The sequence below is a fragment of the Streptomyces sp. PA03-5A genome (genome assembly GCF_033792725.1).
Classification (GTDB): Bacteria; Actinomycetota; Actinomycetes; order Streptomycetales; family Streptomycetaceae; genus Actinacidiphila.
The window spans coordinates 14987-35799 of the sequence record NZ_JARAVL010000053.1 but is presented as its reverse complement, the minus strand read 5'-3'; the positions used below and the strand labels follow the sequence as shown (position 1 = coordinate 35799).

Below are 20813 nucleotides of genomic sequence, written 5' to 3'. Positions count from 1 at the left end.
CCGTGGGGGGCGGCCACCGGCCGTGGGGCGGTCACTCGCCGTCGGTGTCCAGCAAGGCGGCGATGACCGCGTCCATGTCCAGGTGGCGCAGTTCCTGCCCGGGCGGCACGGCCTCGTACACCCGGGCCAGGAAGCTCCGCAGACCGGAGGTGCGCACCTCCACGAGTGCGGTGCCCTCGTCGGTGCGGAACTCGATCGCGGTGTGCTCCGGCCCGTTCGGCCGGATGTGCACGTCGCCCTCCCCGGCGGGCTCGTACAGGCCCGTGGTGAGCAGCCCGCGGGCGAAGACCCAGGTCACCTCGGCGCCGTCGAGGGAGACCTCCGCGGGGAAGGTGATCCGGGCGGCGAGCGGGTCGTCGCGGCGGTAGCGCAGGGTCGCGGTGATCTCCCGGCCCCGGGGCCCCGAGCGCGGGGTGCGCAGACGGGCCCTGACGATGTGGTCGATGTCGGTCAGCATGGCCTTCCTCGGCAGGCGGGCGGTGCGCTCCGGATGCGTTCCGGTCCACCGGGAGAGCGCCGACGGCCGCTGTCCTTAGGCGACTTCCGGCTCCGATTGCGTGATGTACGTCACAGGCGTCCGGAGTCGCTGTCGGTGGGCCGTGCCACGATGAGCCATGGACGCACGACGGACGGTGGGGGCGCAGGAGCGGCGGCGGCGCATGGCGGTACGGCACCGGCTGACGCCGGAACGGCGGGCCGCGACCCCCGAAGAAGTCACCGAGTCGCTGGTGGCGCTGCACGGCACGGACCCGGCGACGGTCTACGTGTCGGCCGCCGCCAGGATGCACGAGCCCGGCGCCGCGGCCCTGGACCGGGCCCTGTACGAGGACCGGAGCCTGACCCGGCTGCTCGCGATGCGGCGGACGATGTTCGTGGTCACCACCGCCTCGGCGCCGGTGGTGCTCTCCGCGGCGGCCCTGGCGATCGCCGCGCAGGAGCGGCGGAAACTGCTCAAGCACCTGGCCGACGGCGGCGGCTGGGACGAGCGGTGGCTGGCGGAGCTGGAGGAGTCCGTGCTCGCCGCCCTGACCGGACGCGGCGAGGCGACGGCCGCGCAGCTCGCCTCCGACGTGCCCCGGCTGCGCGAACAGGTCGTGGTGGCACGCGGCAAGCCGTACGAGGCCACCCAGGCGGTGTCGACACGCGTCCTGCGGGTGCTGGCGGCGGAGGGCCGGATCGTCCGCAGACGGCCGGTGGGCGGCTGGACGAGCAGTCAGTACCGGTGGGCGCCGGGCACGGTGATCCGGACGCCGCCCACCGCGGAGGCGCGCGTCGAGCTGGTGCGCCGCTGGCTGGCGGCGTACGGCCCGGGCACGGAGGCCGACCTGAAGTGGTGGACGGGCTGGACGCTGACCGAGGTCCGCAAGGCCCTGGCGGCGCTCGGCACCGAAGAGGTCCTGCTCGACGGGGAGACCGGCCACGTGCTGCCGGGCGACGGCGACCCGGTCCCGCCGGCACCATCGTGGGCGGCGCTGCTGCCCGCACTGGACCCGACGCCGATGGGCTGGCAGCGGCGCGACTGGTACCTGCCGCAGGACGAACGGGAACGGGCGGCGCTCTTCGACCGCTCGGGCAACATCGGCCCAACCGTGTGGTGGAACGGCCAGGTCGTCGGCGGCTGGGCGCAGCGCGCCGACGGCGAGGTCGTCCACCGGCTCTTCGGCGACCCGGGCCGCGAGGCCGTCGCCGCGATCGAGGAAGAGGCCGCGCGACTGCGGGGGTGGCTGGACGCCGTCCGCGTCACGCCCCGCTTCCGCACCCCGCTGGAGCGCGAGTTGTCGGCCCGGGCGGCTTCGGTGTCCCCGGCGGCCTCGACGGCTTCACCGGCCTGAAACACCGTCACCCCGGGTATGCCGCCCATGACGCCCGGTGACCGGCCGGGCGCGGACCGGGCGGAGGTGGACCGATGGAACAGGTGGCCGTGTTCTGCGGCAACTGCGACTGCGGCTGTCCCACGCTGTACGTGGACGCGACGGCGCCGGCTGACCAGCGGGTCGTGCTGACCGACGACTTCGGGCAGCGGGTGCGGATGAGCGCCGAGCAGTTCCGCTCGCTGGTCGAGGAGGCGAAGGCGGGCCGGCTGGATCACGTGTAGCGGTCCGGCCGGCCCGTCCATCCGATCGCCCGCGCACCGCGGGCGGGGGCCGACCCGGGTCAGGCGACCCGGGTCAGCTTCGAGCCGAAGGAGGGCTCGACGAGGGCCGACTCCAGCACGACCGGGACCCGGATCATGCTGTCGCCCTTGCCGACGACGAGCTCACCGACCTGGTCACCTGCCTGCGCCGAGTGCGGCAGACCCCCCTTGCCGGTCTCCACCGAGATGTCGACCTTGAGGCCCGTCCAGCCGATCGCGGTGACGTCCTTCCCGGCCACCACCGGGGTGCGGCCGCCGAGGCCGTCGTCGACGTAGCCGACGACGTCGCCCTTCTTGATGATCGTGGCCGAGGCGAGCGCGTCCCGCGTGCCGTCGATCAGGGTGCGGCTGCGGCTGAGGACCGTGTCGATGATCGGCGCCTTCTGCTGGTCGAGCATCGCGCCGACGATCAGCTGCTTGGTGCCGCCGATCGTGCGGTAGGCGGCGAAGAGCAGGTTGCCGCCGGCCTTGGTGCTGGTGCCGGTCTTGATGCCGACGATGTCGTGGTAGCCGGCCAGCTGGTTGTAGTTCTTCTGGTCGTCGCCGTTGATGTCCGTGTACTGGATCTTGGTGGCGATCTCCGCGAAGACCTCGTCCTTCATCGCCGCGTGCCCCAGTTTGACCTGGTCGCTCGCGGTGCTGACGGTGGTCGCCTCCAGCCCGCTCGGGTCGGTGTAGGTCGTGTCGTCCATCCCGAGTTCCTTGGCGGCGGCGTTCATCTTCTTCACGAACGCCTCCTCCGATCCCGCGTCCCAACGGGCCAGCAGTCGCGCGATGTTGTTGGCGGAGGGCAGCATGACGGCCTCCAGCGCCTCGTACTCGCTGAGCTTCTGCCCGGCGGTGACGGGGACGACGGACTCCGACTCCTGCACGCCGCTGTGGTACTGGTCCTCGGCCTTCTGGTCGACCTCGACGGCCTCGCCCTTGCCGCCCTTCTTGATCGGGTGGTCGCGCAGGATGACGTAGGTCGTCATCACCTTGGCGACGCTCGCGATCGGCGTCGGCACCTGCTCGCCGAACTCGCCCATGCGGCCCAGTCCCTCGGCCTCGACGACGGCCTGGCCCTCGCTGGGCCACGGGAGCGCGAGTTCGTCGCCCTTGAAGGTGTACGAGGTCTCGGCGGTCAGGTCCAGCTCCGGCTCGGGCAGCGGGCGCAGCGCCTGCGCCACGCAGAAGGCCACGATCAGCAGCAGGACCAGCGGGGTCCAGATCTTGATCCGCCGCACGGTCGTGCGCAGCGGCGTCTGCGGCGGCGGCGGCGTGTTCGTCAGTTCCGCCAGCAGCCGCAGCGGCTCGTCGGGGTCGGGGGGCAGCGGCATCTGCTTCGTCCGCGAACCGCCGCCGGGCTCCGTGGTCCGCGGGGTCTCCACGGGCGCCGGGGCCTGCGGGACCACGGCCGGGCGGTCGTCGGTCCGCAGCGGGACAAACGTTCCGCTCGGCCGGGAAGGCGCCTTGACGGGCGCGGACGCGGAGGGCGCGCGCAGCGTCAGGGTGCCGTCCCTGACCGGCGTGCCGCCGCCCTCGGTGCGGGGCGCGCGCAGCGTGAGCGTGCCCTCCCCGGCCCTGGGGCCGTCGTGTCCGCCCCCGGACGCCTCGCGCGCCCCGGGTCCGCCCTTGACGTCTCCGGGGCCCTGTGAGGGGCCCTCAGCGTCGTCGTCCTCGTCGTCGCCCTCGTGGTCGTCCGAGGGGGTGGCGTCGCGGGACTCCCCGGGAGCGTCCTGCGTTGAGTCGTCCGGGGTCTCCTCGCCCGCGTCGCCGGCGTCGTCGTCCCCGGGCTCCGCTTCGGCGTCCGCCCCGGCCCGCTCGTCCGTCCCCGCGGAAGGCTCCTCGCCGGCCCCGGTCTCCCCGGCGGCGGAAGGTTCCTCCGGCTCGGCCCCGGAGTCCGCGGACTCCTCGGGCTCCTCGGGCGCCTCGGTGTCCTCCGCGTCCACCGCGTCCGCGGGCTCCTCCACGGGCGTCCCGCCGGCGGTGGGTTCCGCGGCGCCGTCCTCGGCGGCCGCGTCCTCGGTGCGGTCCTCCTCGGTCCGGCCCTCGGGGCCGTCCTCGGTGCCGGCTTCGGCCTCCGCCTCGTCCCCGCCCTCGTCCCCGGCCGCGTCCTCGCCTCCGTCCGTCCCGGATTCCTCCGCGCCCGCCTCCTCGGCGACTGCGTCGTCGGTACGGGATTCCGCATCGTCCCCCGCGCCGTCGGCCGGAGGGGCGTCCTCCGCGTCCGGCGTAGCGTCCTGCGGCTCGCCGTCCACGTCCGCTCCGTCATCCGGCGTAGCGGAAGCACTCCGATCCGGCTCCGGCACGCCCTCCGCTTCGGGCGGCTCCGGCGCGAACTCCGGGTCTCCGGTGGCCGGTTCCGATGCGCCCCGGGGCGCTCCCACGACCCCGCGGAAGACCGACAGCCTCGGATCCACCGCCCCGCCTCCGGTCGCCTCCCCCGACAACTCCTGCTGCTCCGCCCTGCCGGGGGACTCGCCCGCCACCGGACCTCCTCCACACTCGTGCGGTGCGCCGCCGCGGCGCCCCGCTCACCCTTACACCAGTTTCCAGGCCCCTGCTGTGAAGCCGCCGTGGGACCCGCCGTGGGACGCCGACGGCCCCCCGCGAGCCACCGCCGCCCTCGGTGCTAGACGAGAACGACATATGAGTCGGTTCCCGCACGAACGGGCAAGGCGCTCTCGACAGGCCGGTGTGAGAGGCGTCACCCTGTCATTCATCCACGCGGGGAGGCATGGATGGGCAGGAGCCGCAGAACACTTCCGGAGGAGCTACTGCTTCTCGCCTTGGACCCGGCCACGGGTACCACGGCGCAGCCGCAGTCGCTCGACCTCGGTCTTGCCGGGGCACAGCTAGTGGAGCTGGCCCTCGCAGGACGGATAGCCCCTGACGGGGATCGTATCGCCGTGGTGCACCCACGGCCGACAGGAGATCCGACCCTGGACTCCGCGCTCGAACTGCTGCGCCGTCGTGGCAGCCCCGTGCGCGCCGTCCACTGGATCGGCGGGCCCCGCCTGGGGCTGCGCCAGACGTATCTCACGCATCTGGAACGGTGCGGCATGGTGCACGCCGTGCCGGGGCAGATGTGCGGGGTGCTGCCGACCACGCGCTATCAGGCGACCGACAGCGAGGTCAGCCGGGAGATCAGGGCCCGGCTGGACAGTGCGATCCGCACCGGGGTGCCACCGGACCCGCGGACCGCCGCGCTCGCCGCGATCGCCCATGCCGTGGGGCTCGGCAAGCACCTGTACCCGGGCAACGAAGGCCGGTCGTCCCGATCGCGGCTCCGTGACCTGATCAGGTACGACCCCATGGGCGGCCTCGTCGCGCACGCCGTGATGGACGTGCAGAACGGTGCCGCCGCGCAGCCGAAGCGCGCCCCCGCCCAGGGGCGTCCGGCGGCGGCCAGGGCGACGGGCCACGGCATGGTCCGCGCCGGCGTCCGCTGACCCGGGGTGTCCGGCGGCAGGGCCCGGACACCGTGACGACCGCGATCCCATCGCAACCGCCGCGCGCGGGGCGGCGACCGGCACCGGCCGGCCGCCGCCCCGCGCGTTGCCGTTTGTCCGCTCTTTCGACGAGCGCAGCATATGACCAATTCCCAGCGGTGGGATGACCGATAGTGGCACTCTGCTGACCAGCAGTACATATCTGCAGAGAACACGGACCAGTCCGGAATCCGGAGGTGCACATCCCGTGGCCGCCAACGTCAATCCGACCGTCAGGCGACGCCGACTCGGCTCGGAACTGCGCAAGCTGCGCGAGCAGAAAGGGATGACCGCGGAGGAGGTCGCCGCACGGCTGCTGGTCTCCCAGTCGAAGATCAGCAGGCTGGAGAACGGACGCCGGAGCATCAGCCAGCGCGACGTGCGCGACCTGTGCAGCGTGTACGGGGTCGAGGACAGCCGCCTCGTCGACTCCCTGATGAACATGGCGCGCGAGTCCCGGCAGCAGGGCTGGTGGCACGCCTTCGGCGACGTCCCCTACAGCGTCTACATCGGCCTGGAGACCGAGGCCGAGTCCCTGCGCGTCTACGACTCCCTGGTGGTGCCGGGCCTGCTGCAGACCCGCAACTACGCCTCGGCCGTCATCGAGGGGACGCTCCCCGAGGCCACGCCCGAGCAGATCGAGAAGCGGATCGAGATCCGGCTGCGGCGCCAGGAGCGCGTCACCGACCCGGACTCGCCGCTGCGCTTCTGGGTGGTGATGGACGAGTCCGCGCTGCGCCGTGTCGTCGGCACCAAGGACGTGATGCGCGAACAGCTGGAGTACCTGGCCCAGATGAGCACCCAGGCGCACGTCACGGTCCAGGTCCTGCCGTACGACGCCGGGGCCCACCCCGGCATGTCCGGCAACTTCGCGATCCTGGAGTTCGCCGACGCCACCGACTCCAGCGTCGTCTACATCGAGGGCGTCACGAGCGACCTGTACCTGGAGAAGCCGACCGACGTGCACGGCTACAGCGTGATGTACGAGCACCTGCGGGCCCAGGCGCTCAGCGCGGAGCAGAGCCGGCAGTTCATCGCGGACGCCGCGAAGGAGTACGCACGCTGACCCCCCGGCGGGAATGCCGCAGAGTACACCTGCGTCCCGTGAGGCGGAAGACCTCCTGGAATATGCCACCCGTAGGGGGTAATAGCCGCTGTGGGCAGTGATGTTGGCGAGTAGCTTCGATCACGTCAGAGCTGCACAAAAAAGAAAGCTCGGAGCGATCATGGCTATTCAGCTCGGAAACACCAGGGCGTGGACCAAGTCCACCCGTTCCCAGGGAAATGGCGCCTGCGTCGAGGTGGCCTCCCGTACGACGTCGGCCGTCGACGTCCGCGACTCCAAGGACCCCGACGGCCCGACGCTCGCCTTCTCCCCCGAGGCCTGGGCGGCGTTCGTCGCGGACGTCGGCCACGGGACGTACGACCTCGACTGAGCACCGACGCAGTATCCGTACGGGCCCTCTCGACCGGCACGCCGTCCTGGCCGAGGGGGCTCACTGCCACCCCGGCGCCCTACCCCCGCAACCGGTCGACGTAGGTGTCGGTCCCGGGCACCGTGGGGACGAAGGGCGCGACGAGTTCGACCCGGCCGAGCCCCGTGCCGGCCACCTCGGCGTCCAGCCCCGTGAAGTGCTCCTCCCACACCTCGCGCGGGTCCCGCTGCAGGAACCACAGCAGGGTGAGCCGGGTGCCGACGCCCTCGACCTGCTTCACGTACGACATCCGCTCCAGCGGCAGCGGCGTGGGACGGAAGACGGTCACCATCGCGGAGGGCGAGCCGGCCAGCCGCCGCGGCAGGTGGCGGTCGCGCAGCAGGCCGAGCAGCGCGTCGCACTCCTGCGGGGTGTCGGTGTCGACCACCTCGACGACCAGCCCCGCGTAGGGGTGGTCGAGCGCGTGGAAGTCCCGGGGACCGGCGGGCCCGTCTCGGTAGACGGTGACGGCGTGGTCCTGGAAGGCGGTGAAGACGTGGGTGCGGTCGTGGTGGACACGGGCGTCGCGGTTGAGGCGCCGGTTGATGGCGACGGTCCACTTCATGTGGTCCGCGTAGCGCCCGGCCGTGATCCAGTACACGGTGACGTAGCAGCCCTCGGTGACGGGCCGGGCCACCGCGGACTTCTCCGGGTAGCGCAGTAACTGCAGGTCGCGGGTGGCCACCCAGCGGCGCCCGGCGTACATCCAGGGCATGGCCATGGCACCGGCGATGAAGTGGTCGTCCTCGTACCAGCGGTTGTAGGCGTACTCGTGGCCGGGGTGCGGCTCGACCATGGTGATGAGCGCGTGGCCGAGGCCGGGGCCGTACGGGCCGACGGAGGCCAGTTCGGCGTAGACCTCGCTGCGGGTGTCTTCTTCGGTCATGCATACGGTGTAGCTGACTGAGCGTCAGAAATGGAAGCCCGTGGCGACGCCCGACACATCTGTGTACGGTCCGCGAGATCACCCGCCCACAGCGAAGGAGCCCGTCATGCGTGCCGCCGTCCCCGGCCTCGCCACCCGCGCCACCTCCGTCGGCGGCTCGCCGGTACGGGAGATCCTCGCGCTGACCGCCCGCCCGGAGGTGATCTCCTTCGCCGGCGGGCTACCCGCCCCCGAGCTCTTCGACGCCGCGGCGATACGCGCCGCGTACGACCGCGTCCTCGCCGAGGCGCCCGAGCGGGTGCTGCAGTACTCCACCACCGAGGGGGACCCGGCGCTGCGCACGGCGGTCGCCGGCCGGCTCAGCCGGGCGGGACTGCCCACCGGCTCCGACGACCTGCTCGTCACCGGCGGCTCCCAGCAGGCCCTCACCCTGGTCTCCACCGCCCTGCTGGAACCCGGGGACGTCGTCCTCGTGGAGGACCCGGGCTACCTGGCGGCGCTGCAGTGCTTCGCCTTCGCGGGCGCCCGCGTGGTGCCCGTCCCCTCCGACGCGGACGGCATCGACCCGACGTCCCTGGAACTGGCCGTCGTCCGGGAGAAGGCCAAGCTGCTCTACCTGGTGCCGACCTTCCAGAACCCCACGGGCCGCACGACGACCGACGAGCGCCGGCAGGCGGTCGCCCTGATCGCCGAACGGCACGGGTTGTGGATCGCGGAGGACGACCCGTACGGCGAACTGCGCTACGACGGCGAGGCGGAGCCGTGGATCGCCTCCCACGAGGCGGCCGCCGACCGTACGGTCCTGCTCGGCAGCCTGTCCAAGATCATGGCCCCCGGGATGCGACTCGGCTGGCTGCGCGCCCCGGCCGCCCTGCGCCGGGCGTGCGTGGTCGCCAAGCAGTCCGCCGACCTGCACACCTCGACCGTGGACCAGGCCGCCGCCGCCCGCTACCTCGCCGACTCCGACCTCGACGCCCATCTGACCCGGGTCCGCGCCGCCTACCGGGAGCGGCGGGACGCCCTGCTGGCCGGGCTGCCCGGCGCGCTGCCCGAGGGCAGCACGTGGAACCGGCCCAAAGGCGGCATGTTCGTCTGGGCCCGGCTGCCCGCCGGTTACGACGCGACGGAGCTGCTGCCCCAGGTGGTGGCCCACGACGTGGCCTACGTGCCGGGGGCGCCCTTCTACGCGGGCGAGCCCGACCGTGCGGCGCTGCGGCTGTCCTTCGTGACGCACACCCCGGACGAGATCGGGGAGGGGCTGCGCCGGCTCGCCAAGGCCCTGGCCATCGCGGGCGGGTGAGCCTATTCTGACGATCCGTCAGTTCATCCGTCCGGGTGGAGGTGGTGGGCCGTGCTGCTGCGCGACAAGACCGTGGTGGTGTCCGGGGTCGGGGCCGGCCTCGGACAGCGCGTCGCCCAGGCCGTCGTCCGCGACGGCGGGAACGCGGTGCTCGGGGCCCGCACCGAGGCCCACCTCGCCAAGGCGGCGGACGAGATCGACCCCGGGGGCGCCCACGTCGCCTGGCGCTCCACTGACATCAAGGACGCCGCGCAGTGCGAGGCGCTGGCCGCCCTCGCGCAGGAGCGCTTCGGCGGGATCGACGCGGTCGTCCACGTCGCCGCCATGGACGGCCACTTCGGCGGTCTGGCCGATGCCGACTTCGAGACCTGGAAGACGGTACTGGACGTCAACCTGCTCGGCACGCTGCGGATGACCCGGGCCTGCCTGCCCGGTCTGCGCGGGCGCGGCGGCGGCTCGGTGGTCTTCATCGGGACCCAGTCCGCCGTGGCCGCGCCGTCTCAGGTGCGTCAGGCGGCGTACGCGTCCTCCAAGGGCGCGCTCACCTCGGCGATGTACTCGCTCGCCCGTGAACTCGGCCCGGAGCGGATCCGGGTCAACACCGTGCTGCCGGGCTGGATGTGGGGCCCGCCGGTCCAGGCCTACGTCGGCTTCACCGCGCACACCGAGGGCGTGCCCGAGGACGAGGTGCTGCACCGGCTCACCGACCGGATGGCGCTGCCGGAGCTGGCCACGGACGGCGACGTGGCGGAGGCCGCGGTCTTCCTGGCCTCCGACCGGGCGCGCGCGATCACCGGGCAGTCGCTGCTGGTGAACGCGGGCGAACTGATGCGCTGACAGGGACGGTCGGAGCCCCGGGCGGGCTCCGGTCGACGTGCGGTCGTTCCGGCGAAGTACCCGCTCATCGTGGGGCGCCGGGCAGGTTCACAACAACGTGAAGTAAGGTCAAGAACAAGTAAAATCGTTCTACTCGCTGATCGGTGTTCATGTCCTTGAACGCCGATGGTATTGACCAGTCCCTTTCCAGGCGGTTCAATCTGGGGCGCCGCCCCGCGACGGACGTACCGGCGAAGTGCGCTCCCGTTCACAAGGCGGACCCCTGGAAGGGGCAACAACGCATGAACAGTCTCGACTGGGCCGTACTCGTCGGCTACTTCGGCGTGATGGTCGCCATCGGCCTGTGGTCCCACAAACGCGTCGACGACGTCAGCGACTTCTTCACCGCGGGCGGTCGCATGCCCTGGTGGCTGTCCGGCATCTCGCACCACATGTCCGGCTACAGCGCGGTCATGTTCACCGGGTACGCCGGCATCGCCTACACCTACGGCGTCACCTCGTACGTCACCTGGTCCTTCCCCATCGCCATCGGCATCGCCATCGGGGCCAACCTCTTCGCGCCCCGGCTCAACCGGCTGCGCTCGCGGCTGCACGTGGCCTCGCCGCTGGAGTACCTGAAGACCCGCTACAACGTCCCGACCCAGCAGGCACTCGCCGTCTCCGGCGTGCTGCTCAAAATCGTGGACGTGGGCGCCAAGTGGGCGGCGATCGCCACCCTCCTGTCGGTCTTCACCGGTGTCTCCCTCAACCAGGGCATCCTCATCACCGGCGCCGTCACGGCCGTCTACTGCACCGTCGGCGGCCTGTGGGCGGACGCCCTCACCGAGCTGGGCCAGTTCGTCATCCAGCTGCTGGCCGGCCTCGCCATGCTGGTCGCGGTGCTGGGCGAGATCGGCGGTATCAGCGGGCTGTGGACGGTCTGGGACAAGCTGCCCGACAACCACACCGCCCCGACCGCCGGCCCGTACACCTTGACCTTCCTGCTGGCGTACCTGTTCATCAAGACGTTCGAGTACAACGGCGGCATGTGGAACCAGGCCCAGCGCTACATGGCCACGAGCAACGCCCGCGAGGCCACGCGCTCGGCGCGGCTGTCGTCCGTGCTGTGGTTCGTCTGGCCGCTGATCCTGTTCTTCCCGATGTGGGTCGCCCCGCTGCTGGTGAAGGCGCAGAAGCCGGACGCGTCCGACTCGTACGCCCTGCTGACCGAGCAACTGCTGCCGCACGGCCTGCTGGGCCTGGTGGTCGTCGGCTTCTTCTCGCACACCATGGCCATGTGCTCCTCGGACGCCAACGCCATCGCCGCCGTCTTCACCCGGGACATCGCCCCGGTGCTGTCCAAGGCGGCGCGCGGCTGGAACGCGCGGGCCGGACTGCTCGCGGCGCGGCTCACCACCGTGGCCTTCCTCGCCCTGTCGATGGCGGTGGCCACCCAGGTCAACTCGCCGACCTTCAAGGACATCATCACCGTCGTCATCAAGTGGGTGGCCGGCCTGATGGGCCCGATCGCGATCCCGTTCATGCTCGGCCTGCTGCGGACGTTCCGCAAGTCCGGCCCGACGGCGGCGCTGGTCTCCTGGGCGGCGGGCCTGTTCGCCTTCTGGCTCACCAACTACGGCCTGGACGGGGTGCAGCTGCAGATCCAGATCGTGACGCCGCTCGCCGTCAGCCTCGTGCTGTACGTGCTCATCGGCCTCGTCAAGCCCGAGGACACCCCGGAGCGCGACGCGGTCCTGGCGCGGATCAACTCCGACGGGGACGGGGACGACGCGGCCGCCGCCGCGACCCTGCCCGAGGAGCCCGCGAAGGCCTGACGGCCGGGTCCCGGGGCGGGCCTTCACCCGCCCCGGGACCCGCCCGGGCGCCCGCCCGCTCACAGGACGTCGGCGAGCTCCTGCAGCAGCCGCCGCTTGGGCCGCGCCCCCACCAGGGACTTCACCGGCTCCCCCGACCGGAAGACCATCAGGGTCGGCATCGACAGGACGCCGTACGCCGCCGTCGCCTGCGGGTTGTGGTCCACGTCGAGCTGGACGACCTTCAGCCGGCCCGCCTCCTCGTGGGCGACCTCCGCCAGGACCGGGGCGATCTGGCGGCACGGCGGGCACCAGTCGGCGGTGAACTCCACCAGGACCGGCCCCTCGGCCCCCAGAACCTCCTCGGCGAACGTCGCGTCGGTCACCTCGGTCAGGCCCTCGATGTGCGTCGTCATCGCGTACTCCCCTCGTCTGCCTCGCAGCTGAACTCACAGCGCGGTTCGGAGGTGCCCCCGGCCGAGGCCAGCTCCGCGCGGACGAGCTGCGAGCCGAGCCGCTCGCGGAGCTCCCCCAGACGGTCGATGCACTCGTCGAGCTCGGCCAGCTTGCGCCGGTAGACGTCGATCGAGGCGGCACAGGAGTCACCCTCCGGGTGGCCGGCCCGCAGGCAGTCCACGAACGGCCGGGTGTCCTCCAGTTCGAAGCCGAAGGCGCGCAGCGCCTGGATCTGCCGGAGCAGTCGCAGGTCCTGCTCGTCGTAGGCCCGGTAGCCGTTGCCCGTGCGCCGGGCCCGCAGCAAGCCGAGCGACTCGTAGTGGCGCAGGGCGCGGGTGGTGGTCCCGGCCCGTTCGGCGAGTTCTCCGATCCGCATGCCCCCGACGGTAGACCTTGACGCGGACGTCAAGGCCAGCCCGGATATTCCCCGTCGGGGCCCGGCGGCCCGGTGATCCTCCCGACACCGCCGACTGACGTACGCCGCGCCTATCCTCGGAGGATGACCCACACTCCGCCCACCACCAACAGCATGCGCCGTGCCCTGAGGCGCGCCCGTGACGGCGTCGCGCTCGACACCGCGGAGGCCGCGGTGCTGCTCCAGGCGCGGGGGGCGGACCTCGCCGCCCTGACGGAGAGCGCGGCCCGGGTGCGGGACGCGGGCCTGGAGGCGGCGGGACGGCCCGGGATCATCACCTACTCCAAGAGCGTCTTCATCCCGCTCACCCGCCTGTGCCGGGACAAATGCCACTACTGCACCTTCGTGACCGTCCCCGGCAAGCTGCGGCGGGCCGGGCACGGGATGTTCATGTCCCCGGACGAGGTGCTGGAGATCGCCCGGCGCGGTGCCGAACTGGGCTGCAAGGAAGCGCTGATCACCCTCGGGGACAAGCCGGAGGAGCGGTGGCCGGAGGCGCGGGAGTGGCTGGACGCGCACGGCTACGACGACACCATCGCGTACGTGCGGGCGATGTCCATCAGGATCCTGGAGGAGACGGGGCTGCTGCCGCACCTCAACCCCGGGGTCATGAGCTGGACGGACTTCCAGCGGCTGAAGCCGGTCGCCCCCTCGATGGGCATGATGCTGGAAACGACGGCGACCCGGCTGTGGAGCGAGCCCGGCGGCCCGCACTACGGCTCCCCCGACAAGGAACCGGCCGTACGGCTGCGGGTGCTGGAGGACGCGGGGCGCAGCTCCGTGCCGTTCACCAGCGGGCTGCTCATCGGCATCGGTGAGACCTACGAGGAGCGTGCCGAGTCGCTGTTCGCGCTGCGCCGCGTCGCGCGGTCGTACCACGGCATCCAGGAACTGATCATCCAGAACTTCCGCGCCAAGCCGGACACCGCGATGCGCGGCATGCCGGACGCGGAACTGGACGACCTGGTGGCCACGGTGGCGGTCGCCCGGCACATCATGGGGCCGTCGGCCTGCCTCCAGGCACCGCCGAACCTGGTGGACGCGGAGTACGCCCGGCTGATCGGGGCCGGCATCGACGACTGGGGCGGGGTGTCGCCGCTGACCCCGGACCACGTCAACCCCGAGCGGCCCTGGCCGCAGATCGAGGAGCTGGCGGCACGCTCGGCGGAGGTGGGCTTCCGCTTGCGCGAACGGCTCTGCGTGTACCCGGAGTTCGTCCGGCGCGGCGAGCCGTGGCTGGACCCGCGGCTGCTGCCGCACGTGCGGGCGCTGGCCGACCCGGCCACAGGTCTGGCGCGCGAGGACGCCGAGGTCACCGGCCGTCCGTGGCAGGAGCCGGAGGAGGTCTTCACCGCCGCCGGCCGCACCGACCTGCACCGCACCATCGACACCGAGGGACGCACCGGCGACCGCCGGGAGGACTTCGACGAGGTCTACGGGGACTGGGAGGCGCTGCGCGAGCAGGCCGCCCCCGGGCTGGTCCCGGACCGCATCGAGGCCGACGTGCGCACCGCGCTGTCCGTGGCCGCCGACGACCCCACGAAGCTGACCGACGCCGAGGCGCTCGCGCTGCTGCACGCCGACGGGGCGGCGCTGGACGCGCTGTGCCGGATCGCCGACGACGTCCGCCGCGACGCGGTGGGCGACGAGGTCACCTACGTCGTCACACGGAACATCAACTTCACCAACGTCTGCTACACCGGTTGCCGGTTCTGCGCCTTCGCCCAGCGCCGCACCGACGCCGACGCCTACACCCTGTCCCTGTCCCAGGTCGCCGACCGGGCGGAACAGGCCTGGCAGCTCGGCGCCACCGAAGTCTGCATGCAGGGCGGCATCCACCCCGACCTGCCCGGCACCGCCTACTTCGACATCGCCCGCGCGGTCAAGGAACGCGTACCCGGCATGCACGTGCACGCCTTCTCCCCCATGGAGGTCGTCAACGGCGCCACCCGCACCGGCATGTCCCTCCGCGAATGGCTGAGCGCCGCCAAGGAAGCCGGCCTGGACTCCGTCCCCGGCACCGCCGCCGAGATCCTCGACGACGAGGTCCGCTGGGTCCTGACCAAGGGCAAACTACCCGCCGCCACCTGGGTCGAGGTCATCACCACGGCACACGAACTGGGCCTGCCCTCCTCCTCCACCATGATGTACGGCCACGTCGACCAGCCCCACCACTGGCTCGCCCACCTGCGCCTGCTCGCCCGGATCCAGCAGGAGACCGGCGGCTTCACCGAATTCGTCACCCTGCCGTTCATCCACACCAACGCACCCGTCTACCTGGCCGGCATCGCCCGCCCCGGCCCCACCCTGCGCGACAACCGCGCGGTCACCGCCATGGCCCGCCTCCTGCTCCACCCCCACATCCGCAACATCCAGACCAGCTGGGTCAAGCTCGGCACCGACGGCGCCGCCGAGATGCTGCGCTCCGGCGCCAACGACCTCGGCGGCACCCTGATGGAGGAGACCATCTCCCGCATGGCGGGCTCCGGTTACGGCTCCTACCGCTCCATCCGCGACCTGGTCGCCATCGCCGACGCCGCCGGCCGCCCCGCCCGCCAGCGCACCACCACCTACGGCGAAGTACCCGCAGAACGCATCGCCGCAGGCCTGGCCTCCGACGGCCACCTGCCCGAACTGCTGCCCGTCCTCGAGGACTGAGCCGGGGCGCGGCCCCCGGCCGCGCCCCCCGGCAACCTCTGCAAAAGAGTCCGAGCAACTCTCCAAAAGCGTCACACAGGCTGCGCACCTCCTTCGGGAGGTGTCGTTAGCGTTGCTGGCCGTCCCGCCCTGCACGGTGAACGTGCGCGCGGACCTGCCGCCGACGTCCCCCGGCGGCGTTGTCAGCAGAGAAAGACTCGGAGATGGACTACTGCTCCTCTTGCCGTCGGCATCTCAACGGGGCTCTCGTGTGTCCGGGGTGCGGCGCGTACGCACCCGACATAGCACCGCCCATGTGGCAGGGCCCGGACCCGGCCGCCGAACGGGAGCGGCTCCGCGACGCGGACTCCCCGGACGACCCCGACGGAACCGAACAGGACGACGCCGACCCGTCGCTGCAGGGTCGTGCGGCCCGGCGACGGCAGCTGGAACGCTGGAAGAAGAACCGGCGGCGCGCCGCGGCGGCCACGGCCGTGGCACTCGTCGGCGGCGGCCTCACCGTCGCGGCGCTGCCGCACGGCGGCTCCAAGAGCCGGGCCGACACGGCGGCGGCCGCGGAGACCCTGACCCCGGCCACCGCCCGCACCCTGCCGCTGTCCTCGATCCCCGCGCAGCCCGGCGGCGACGCCACGCACCGGCCCGGTCAGCGCGCACACCCCGCCACCACCGCGCCGCGCGGCGACGCGCCCCGCTCCGCGCCGACCGGGACGCGCACGACCGCGCCGGCGCACACCGCCCCGCAGGGCGACACCGGTCCCCGGGCCGGCACGGTCGCGGCCGTCCCCGCGCCCACGGACACCGCCCCCCACACCACCGCGCCCTCGTCCGCCCCCCATTCCCCCGCGGACGTCCCGGCCACACCCCCCACGACGACGGCGGCCCCCACGCCGCCGGCAACGAAGTCACCGATGCAGCTGTGCCTCCTGGTCCTCTGCGTCGGCTGACCGGAAAGGAACCCCACGTGCCAAGCAGCTACGCCGACCACGACCGCCGCCGCGTCCACGCCTGGCGGTTGTGGGGCGTCGGAGCCCTGACCGCGGTGCTCGCCGGCCTGCTGGCCAAGGCGGGCATCCTGGTCGCGCAGAGATTCCTGCTGCTGCCGCTCTTCGCCCCGCAGGGCTACGGGCTGTGGCGCGACGCCGCCGCCACCGCCTACGTCCTCGGGGCAGCGCTCGTCGCGCTCGCCGCGACGCTCCTGCTGCGCGTCCTCCTCACCACGACGCCCCGCGCCACGCTGTTCTTCGGCTGGATCATGGCCGGGCTGACCCTCTTCGCCGTGGTGATCCCGCTGGCCCTGCACCGCTCCAACGAGATGCTCGCCACCTGCGTGGTGAACCTCTTCATCGGGCTGATCGTCACCTCCCTGCTCGCGGGCGCGGCCCGCTGGGCACGGACCCGCGGCATCCAGGCCCCCAGGCCCGCGTGGCAGGGCCGCAACTGGTGACCCCCGGGCCCCGGCCCCTCGAAGGCCCCCGTTGCCACGGCAGCGGGGGCCTTCGCCGATGCGTGACCGACCACATTCCGGTCGTGACCGGAAGCCGACCGATCTGGGTCGATTACAGTGCTTGGTCGGGTCGAGCAGAGAGGCGTCGGACATGGTCGGGGCCATATGGGGGCGTGCCGAGCAGCAGGACTTCCGCAGCCGGGTTCGCGGTTGTCTGCTCGGTGGTGCGATCGGCGACGCCCTCGGCGCCGGCGTCGAGTCTGACTCCCTGGCCGCCCTGCGGCAGGCGCACGGGAAGGACGGGGTCACCGACTACGTCCCGGCGTACGGGCGGCGGGGGGCCGTCACCGACGGCACCCAGATGACGCTGTTCACCGCCGAGGGCCTGATACGCGCCCAGGTGCGCCGCGACGCCGGGGCCTGGCACCCGCCCACCGACGTGCACCGGGCCCACCTGCGCTGGGCGGCCACCCAGAACGACTGGGGGCCCGACGAGCGCCGCAAGGACGCCGGCTGGCTGGCCCGCGAGGAGTGGCTGTACGCGCGCCGCGGCCCCGGGAAGGCCTGCCTGACCGGGCTCGGCGACGAGCGGATGGGCACCCTCGACGACCCCAAGAACCCGGACGCCAAGGGCTGCGGCGCGGTCGTACGGTCCGCGCCCTTCGGGCTGCTGGTCGGCTGGGAGCCGCAACTGGTGTTCCAGCTCGCCGTCGAGTGCGCCGCGCAGACGCACGGTCATCCCACCGGCGTCCTGGCCGCCGGGGCGTTCGCCGTCATCGTCCACGGCCTGGCCCGCGGCGAGGCCCTGGACGGCGCCGTGCAGCACACGCTGGCCCTGATCGCGGCGCGCCCCGGGCACGAGGAGACCTCCGTGGCACTGCAGGCCGCCCTCGGCGCCGTACGCCAGGGGCTGCCCGGCGCGGAGCGGGTGGAGTCCCTGGGCGCGGGCCGGACCGCCGAGGAGGCACTCGCCGTCGGCGTCTACTGCGCCCTGGTCGCCGAGGACGTCCGGCACGGACTGCTGCTGGCGGTCAACCACTCCGGGGACAGCGACTCCACCGGTTCGATCTGCGGCAACCTGCTGGGCGTGCAGCACGGCGAGACCGCCCTGCCCCCGGCCTGGACCGCGGAACTGGAGGGCCGGGGCACCGTCCTCCAGCTCGCCGACGACTTCGCCATGGAGATGACGCAGGGCCCCGCGCTGCACGGTCCCGGCGGCGCGTCCGCGGCGTGGCTGGAGCGCTACCCCGGCACCTGAGCGCCGGCCGAGGTCAGGTGTACTGCGCGTAGTCGTCGAGCGTGCGCAGCACGTCCGCCGTTCCCGCGGACGGCAGTTGCAGCACGACCTCCTCCAGACCCTGGTCCCGGTAGTACGCCAGCTTGCCCGGACTGGGGCGCACGGCGTACGGCACGACCTGGAGCGCCTTGGCGTCCCGGCCGGCGTCCTCCCACACCCGGCGCAGCCGCGGCACGCTCTCCGCCAGCCCGCCCCCGCCGATCGGCATCCAGCCGTCGGCGTACTCGGCGATGTGCGCGAACAGCGCGGGGCCCCCGGCGCCGCCGCACAGGATGCGGGGCCGCCCGCCCGACGCGGGCTTGGGCCAGGCGTGGCTGGCCGCGACCCGGCAGGACCCGCCCTCGTACGCGGTCGGTTCCGGCGCCCACAGGGCGTGCATGAGGGCCATCCGCTCCCGCACCAGTTCCCGGCGGCGCGGCCAGTCGACCCCGTGGTCGGCGGCCTCCTCGACGTTCCAGCCGAAGCCGACGCCGAGGGTGAACCGGCCGCCGGAGAGGAAGTCCAGGCTCGCGACCTGTTTGGCCAGCACGATCGGATCGTGCTGCGCGACCAGCGTGATCCCGGTGCCCAGCCGCAGCCGGTGGGTGACGGCTGCGGCGGCGGACAGGCCCACGAAGGGGTCGAGCGTGCGGCCGTACTCCGGCGGCAGCGGGCCGCCCATCGGCGCGGGGGTGCGGCGGCTGACCGGGATGTGCGTGTGCTCCGGGAGGTACAGGCCGTCGAAGCCGCGCTCCTCCAGTTCCCGGGCGAGCCGGACGGCGGGGACGGAGTGGTCGGTCAGGAAGATCGTCGTGGCGATCCGCATGGCGTCGTCGCACCTCCCGTGCTGTGGGCCAGTGTTATGCCCGTGCCGCGCGGCACGGACACCCGCGGCACGGCGTCCCGCCACGGGGGCGGCCCGGGGTCACACGCCCGTGGGGACCGTGCGGGTGTCCCGTCCGGAACGCAGGACCCGGCCGGGGACGGCCCCGGTGATCCCGTCGTCGCGGATCGTCTCCACGCCGCCCACCCGCACGCTGACCACGCCCCGGGCCCTGGAGTCCAGCCGCGGGCTGTCGCCCGGCAGGTCGTGCACGAGGGTGGCGGTGCCCGCGTCGATCCGCTCGGGGTCGAACAGCACCAGGTCGGCGTGGTACCCCTCCGCGACCCGGCCGCGCCCGCGGAGCCCGAACAGCCGCGCCGGGTCGTCGGTGAGCATCCGCACCGCCTTCTCCAGCGGGACCAGCCGGCGGCCGCGCAGGCAGTCGCCGAGGAACCGGGTGGTGTACGGCGCCCCGCACATGCGGTCCAGGTGGGCACCCGCGTCGGAGCCCCCGAGCAGCACGTCCTCGTGCTCCCAGGTGTTCCGGCGCAGCTCCCAGCTGTCCGGGTCGTTGTCGGTGGGCATGGGCCACAGCACCGTCCGCAACCCGTCGGCCGCGCAGATCTCGACGAGGGTGCGGAAGGGGTCCTGGCCCCGTTCGGCGGCGATGTCCCGCACGACCCGGCCGCTGACGCCGGCCCGCCGGTTCTCCTCGGAGTACGTGTCTCCGATGACGTACCGCCCGAAGTCGGCGAGCCGGCGGAAGACACCCGCCTCGGGGCTGCCGGCGCGCCGGAGCATCCCCGCGCGGACCTCGGGGTCGCGGAGCCGGGCGATGCGCTCGGGGACGGGCAGGGAGAGGATCTCGCCCCAGCCGGGGATGAGGTTGAGGGCGCAGAAGGTGCCGAGCGACATGTTCATCGGGGTCAGGATGGGCATCGTCAGCGCGACGACGCGGCCCCCGGCCTTGCGGGCCCGCTCGGAGGCCTGCAGCTGGCGGGGCACACGGTCCGGGACGGCCGCGTCGACGGTCAGCACGTTCCAGTTGAGCGGGCGGCCCGCGGCCACGGTCATGTCGACGAAGAGGTCGATCTCGTCGTCGGAGAAGGTGTCCAGGCAACCGGCGACGATCGCCTCGATCTGCGTGCCCTCGTGCTCCCCGACGGCCCGGGAGAGCGCGAGCAGTTCCGCGGGCCGGGCGTGCCGCGAGGCCACCGGGCGGCCGTCGCCGTCGGAGTGGGTGGCGGACTGGGTCGTCGACAGGCCCCAGCCGCCGGCCTCCATGGACTCGTGGAAGAGCCGCAGCATGCGGTCGAGCTGGTCCGGTGAGGGCTGCCCGCCGACGGCGTCGGGCCCCATGACGTAGCGGCGCAGCGCGCAGTGGCCCACCATGAAACCGGCGTTGACGGCGATCCGGCCCTCCAGGGCGTCCAGGTAGTCGCCGAAGCCGTGCCAGCTCCAGTCGACCCCGGACTCCAGGGCCTTCAGCGACATCCCCTCGACCTTGGACATCATCCGGCGGGTGTAGTCGGCGTCCTGCGGCTTGAGCGGCGCCAGGGTGAAACCGCAGTTGCCGCCGGCGACGGTGGTGACCCCGTGGTTCATGGAGGGGGTCGCGAAGGGGTCCCAGAACAGCTGGGCGTCGTAGTGGGTGTGCGGGTCGACGAAGCCCGGGGCGAGGACCAGCCCGGTCGCGTCCTCGGTGGTCCGTGCGGGCTCCTCGGTCCGGCCGGGCGGCGTGACCGTGACGACGCGGCCGTCCCGCAGGCCGACGTCGGCCGTACGGGCCGGGGCACCGGTGCCGTCGACGAGCGTCGCGCCGCGGATCAGGTGGTCGAGCATG

General features: G+C 73.0%; 19 protein-coding genes. 12 read left to right on the top strand and 7 right to left on the bottom strand.

Features of this window, described 5'->3' with window-relative positions; all coding sequences use genetic code 11:
• Positions 1 to 31: 31 nt before the first annotated feature.
• On the bottom strand, positions 32 to 457 hold the full coding sequence (locus PV410_RS40515; RefSeq protein WP_499512383.1) for an SsgA family sporulation/cell division regulator: 426 nt from the start codon (positions 455 to 457) through the stop codon (positions 32 to 34).
• A 157-nt stretch (positions 458 to 614) separates the two neighbouring features.
• On the opposite strand from PV410_RS40515, the gene PV410_RS40510 reads away from it, so the two are divergent.
• Together PV410_RS40510 and PV410_RS40505 are read left to right on the top strand one after the other, a co-directional pair.
• Positions 615 to 1832 carry a winged helix DNA-binding domain-containing protein gene (locus tag PV410_RS40510; protein ID WP_500331550.1) on the top strand — a complete coding sequence of 406 codons (1218 nt, stop codon included), beginning with the start codon at positions 615 to 617 and terminating at the stop codon, positions 1830 to 1832.
• Positions 1833 to 1906: 74 nt separating this feature from the next.
• Positions 1907 to 2095 carry a hypothetical protein gene (locus PV410_RS40505; protein WP_500331548.1) on the top strand — a complete coding sequence of 63 codons (189 nt, stop codon included), beginning with the start codon at positions 1907 to 1909 and terminating at the stop codon, positions 2093 to 2095.
• 59 nt (positions 2096 to 2154) lie between these two features.
• Here the strand turns inward: PV410_RS40505 and PV410_RS40500 are convergent, their stop codons facing one another.
• Positions 2155 to 4374, bottom strand: coding sequence for a D-alanyl-D-alanine carboxypeptidase (locus PV410_RS40500; RefSeq protein WP_500331546.1), 2220 nt, complete (start codon positions 4372 to 4374; stop codon positions 2155 to 2157).
• Positions 4375 to 4857: 483 nt separating this feature from the next.
• Between PV410_RS40500 and PV410_RS40495 the strand changes: the two genes are divergently transcribed.
• The 3 genes from PV410_RS40495 to PV410_RS40485 all read left to right on the top strand — a co-directional run bounded on the left by PV410_RS40495 (position 4858) and on the right by PV410_RS40485 (position 7043).
• Positions 4858 to 5568, top strand: a complete 711-nt coding sequence (locus PV410_RS40495; RefSeq protein ID WP_026251155.1) for a GOLPH3/VPS74 family protein — start codon at positions 4858 to 4860, stop codon at positions 5566 to 5568.
• 247 nt (positions 5569 to 5815) lie between these two features.
• A complete protein-coding gene (locus PV410_RS40490) occupies positions 5816 to 6673 on the top strand; it encodes a helix-turn-helix domain-containing protein (RefSeq protein ID WP_499512387.1) in 858 nt (285 codons plus the stop codon).
• A gap of 160 nt (positions 6674 to 6833) precedes the next feature.
• Positions 6834 to 7043 (top strand): DUF397 domain-containing protein, encoded by a 210-nt coding sequence (locus PV410_RS40485; protein ID WP_499512388.1) that lies wholly within the window; start codon positions 6834 to 6836, stop codon positions 7041 to 7043.
• Positions 7044 to 7122: 79 nt separating this feature from the next.
• Here the strand turns inward: PV410_RS40485 and PV410_RS40480 are convergent, their stop codons facing one another.
• Positions 7123 to 7968 (bottom strand): hypothetical protein, encoded by an 846-nt coding sequence (locus PV410_RS40480; protein WP_500331544.1) that lies wholly within the window; start codon positions 7966 to 7968, stop codon positions 7123 to 7125.
• A gap of 106 nt (positions 7969 to 8074) precedes the next feature.
• Between PV410_RS40480 and PV410_RS40475 the strand changes: the two genes are divergently transcribed.
• From PV410_RS40475 to PV410_RS40465, 3 genes are all read left to right on the top strand, one after another.
• Positions 8075 to 9268 (top strand): aminotransferase-like domain-containing protein, encoded by a 1194-nt coding sequence (locus PV410_RS40475; RefSeq protein WP_500331542.1) that lies wholly within the window; start codon positions 8075 to 8077, stop codon positions 9266 to 9268.
• 51 nt (positions 9269 to 9319) lie between these two features.
• On the top strand, positions 9320 to 10105 hold the full coding sequence (locus tag PV410_RS40470) for an SDR family oxidoreductase (protein ID WP_500331540.1): 786 nt from the start codon (positions 9320 to 9322) through the stop codon (positions 10103 to 10105).
• Between the two features lie 281 nt (positions 10106 to 10386).
• A complete protein-coding gene (locus PV410_RS40465; RefSeq protein WP_500331538.1) occupies positions 10387 to 11919 on the top strand; it encodes a sodium:solute symporter family protein in 1533 nt (510 codons plus the stop codon).
• A gap of 59 nt (positions 11920 to 11978) precedes the next feature.
• On the opposite strand, the gene trxA is transcribed toward PV410_RS40465, so the two are convergent.
• Both trxA and PV410_RS40455 read right to left on the bottom strand, forming a co-directional pair.
• Positions 11979 to 12314 (bottom strand): thioredoxin, encoded by a 336-nt coding sequence (gene trxA, locus PV410_RS40460; protein WP_500331536.1) that lies wholly within the window; start codon positions 12312 to 12314, stop codon positions 11979 to 11981.
• The gene (locus tag PV410_RS40455; RefSeq protein ID WP_499512394.1) at positions 12311 to 12730 is read right to left on the bottom strand and encodes a MerR family transcriptional regulator; all 420 of its coding nucleotides are present in this window, start codon (positions 12728 to 12730) and stop codon (positions 12311 to 12313) included. The genes trxA and PV410_RS40455 overlap by 4 nt, the downstream gene beginning before the upstream one ends.
• A 123-nt stretch (positions 12731 to 12853) precedes the next feature.
• Between PV410_RS40455 and PV410_RS40450 the strand changes: the two genes are divergently transcribed.
• The 4 genes from PV410_RS40450 to PV410_RS40435 all read left to right on the top strand — a co-directional run bounded on the left by PV410_RS40450 (position 12854) and on the right by PV410_RS40435 (position 18129).
• Entirely contained in the window at positions 12854 to 15427 is a 2574-nt protein-coding gene (locus PV410_RS40450) for a bifunctional FO biosynthesis protein CofGH (protein WP_500331534.1), read from the top strand.
• 203 nt (positions 15428 to 15630) lie between these two features.
• Entirely contained in the window at positions 15631 to 16371 is a 741-nt protein-coding gene (locus tag PV410_RS40445; RefSeq protein ID WP_500331576.1) for an SCO2400 family protein, read from the top strand.
• Positions 16372 to 16388: 17 nt separating this feature from the next.
• Entirely contained in the window at positions 16389 to 16871 is a 483-nt protein-coding gene (locus PV410_RS40440) for a hypothetical protein (RefSeq protein WP_500331533.1), read from the top strand.
• A gap of 151 nt (positions 16872 to 17022) precedes the next feature.
• Positions 17023 to 18129, top strand: coding sequence for an ADP-ribosylglycohydrolase family protein (locus PV410_RS40435; protein WP_500331531.1), 1107 nt, complete (start codon positions 17023 to 17025; stop codon positions 18127 to 18129).
• Positions 18130 to 18142: 13 nt separating this feature from the next.
• Here the strand turns inward: PV410_RS40435 and PV410_RS40430 are convergent, their stop codons facing one another.
• Together PV410_RS40430 and PV410_RS40425 are read right to left on the bottom strand one after the other, a co-directional pair.
• Positions 18143 to 18973, bottom strand: a complete 831-nt coding sequence (locus PV410_RS40430; RefSeq protein WP_500331529.1) for a TIGR03619 family F420-dependent LLM class oxidoreductase — start codon at positions 18971 to 18973, stop codon at positions 18143 to 18145.
• 99 nt (positions 18974 to 19072) lie between these two features.
• Positions 19073 to 20812, bottom strand: coding sequence for an N-acyl-D-amino-acid deacylase family protein (locus tag PV410_RS40425; protein ID WP_500331527.1), 1740 nt, complete (start codon positions 20810 to 20812; stop codon positions 19073 to 19075).
• Between the last annotated feature and the right edge of the window lies 1 nt (position 20813).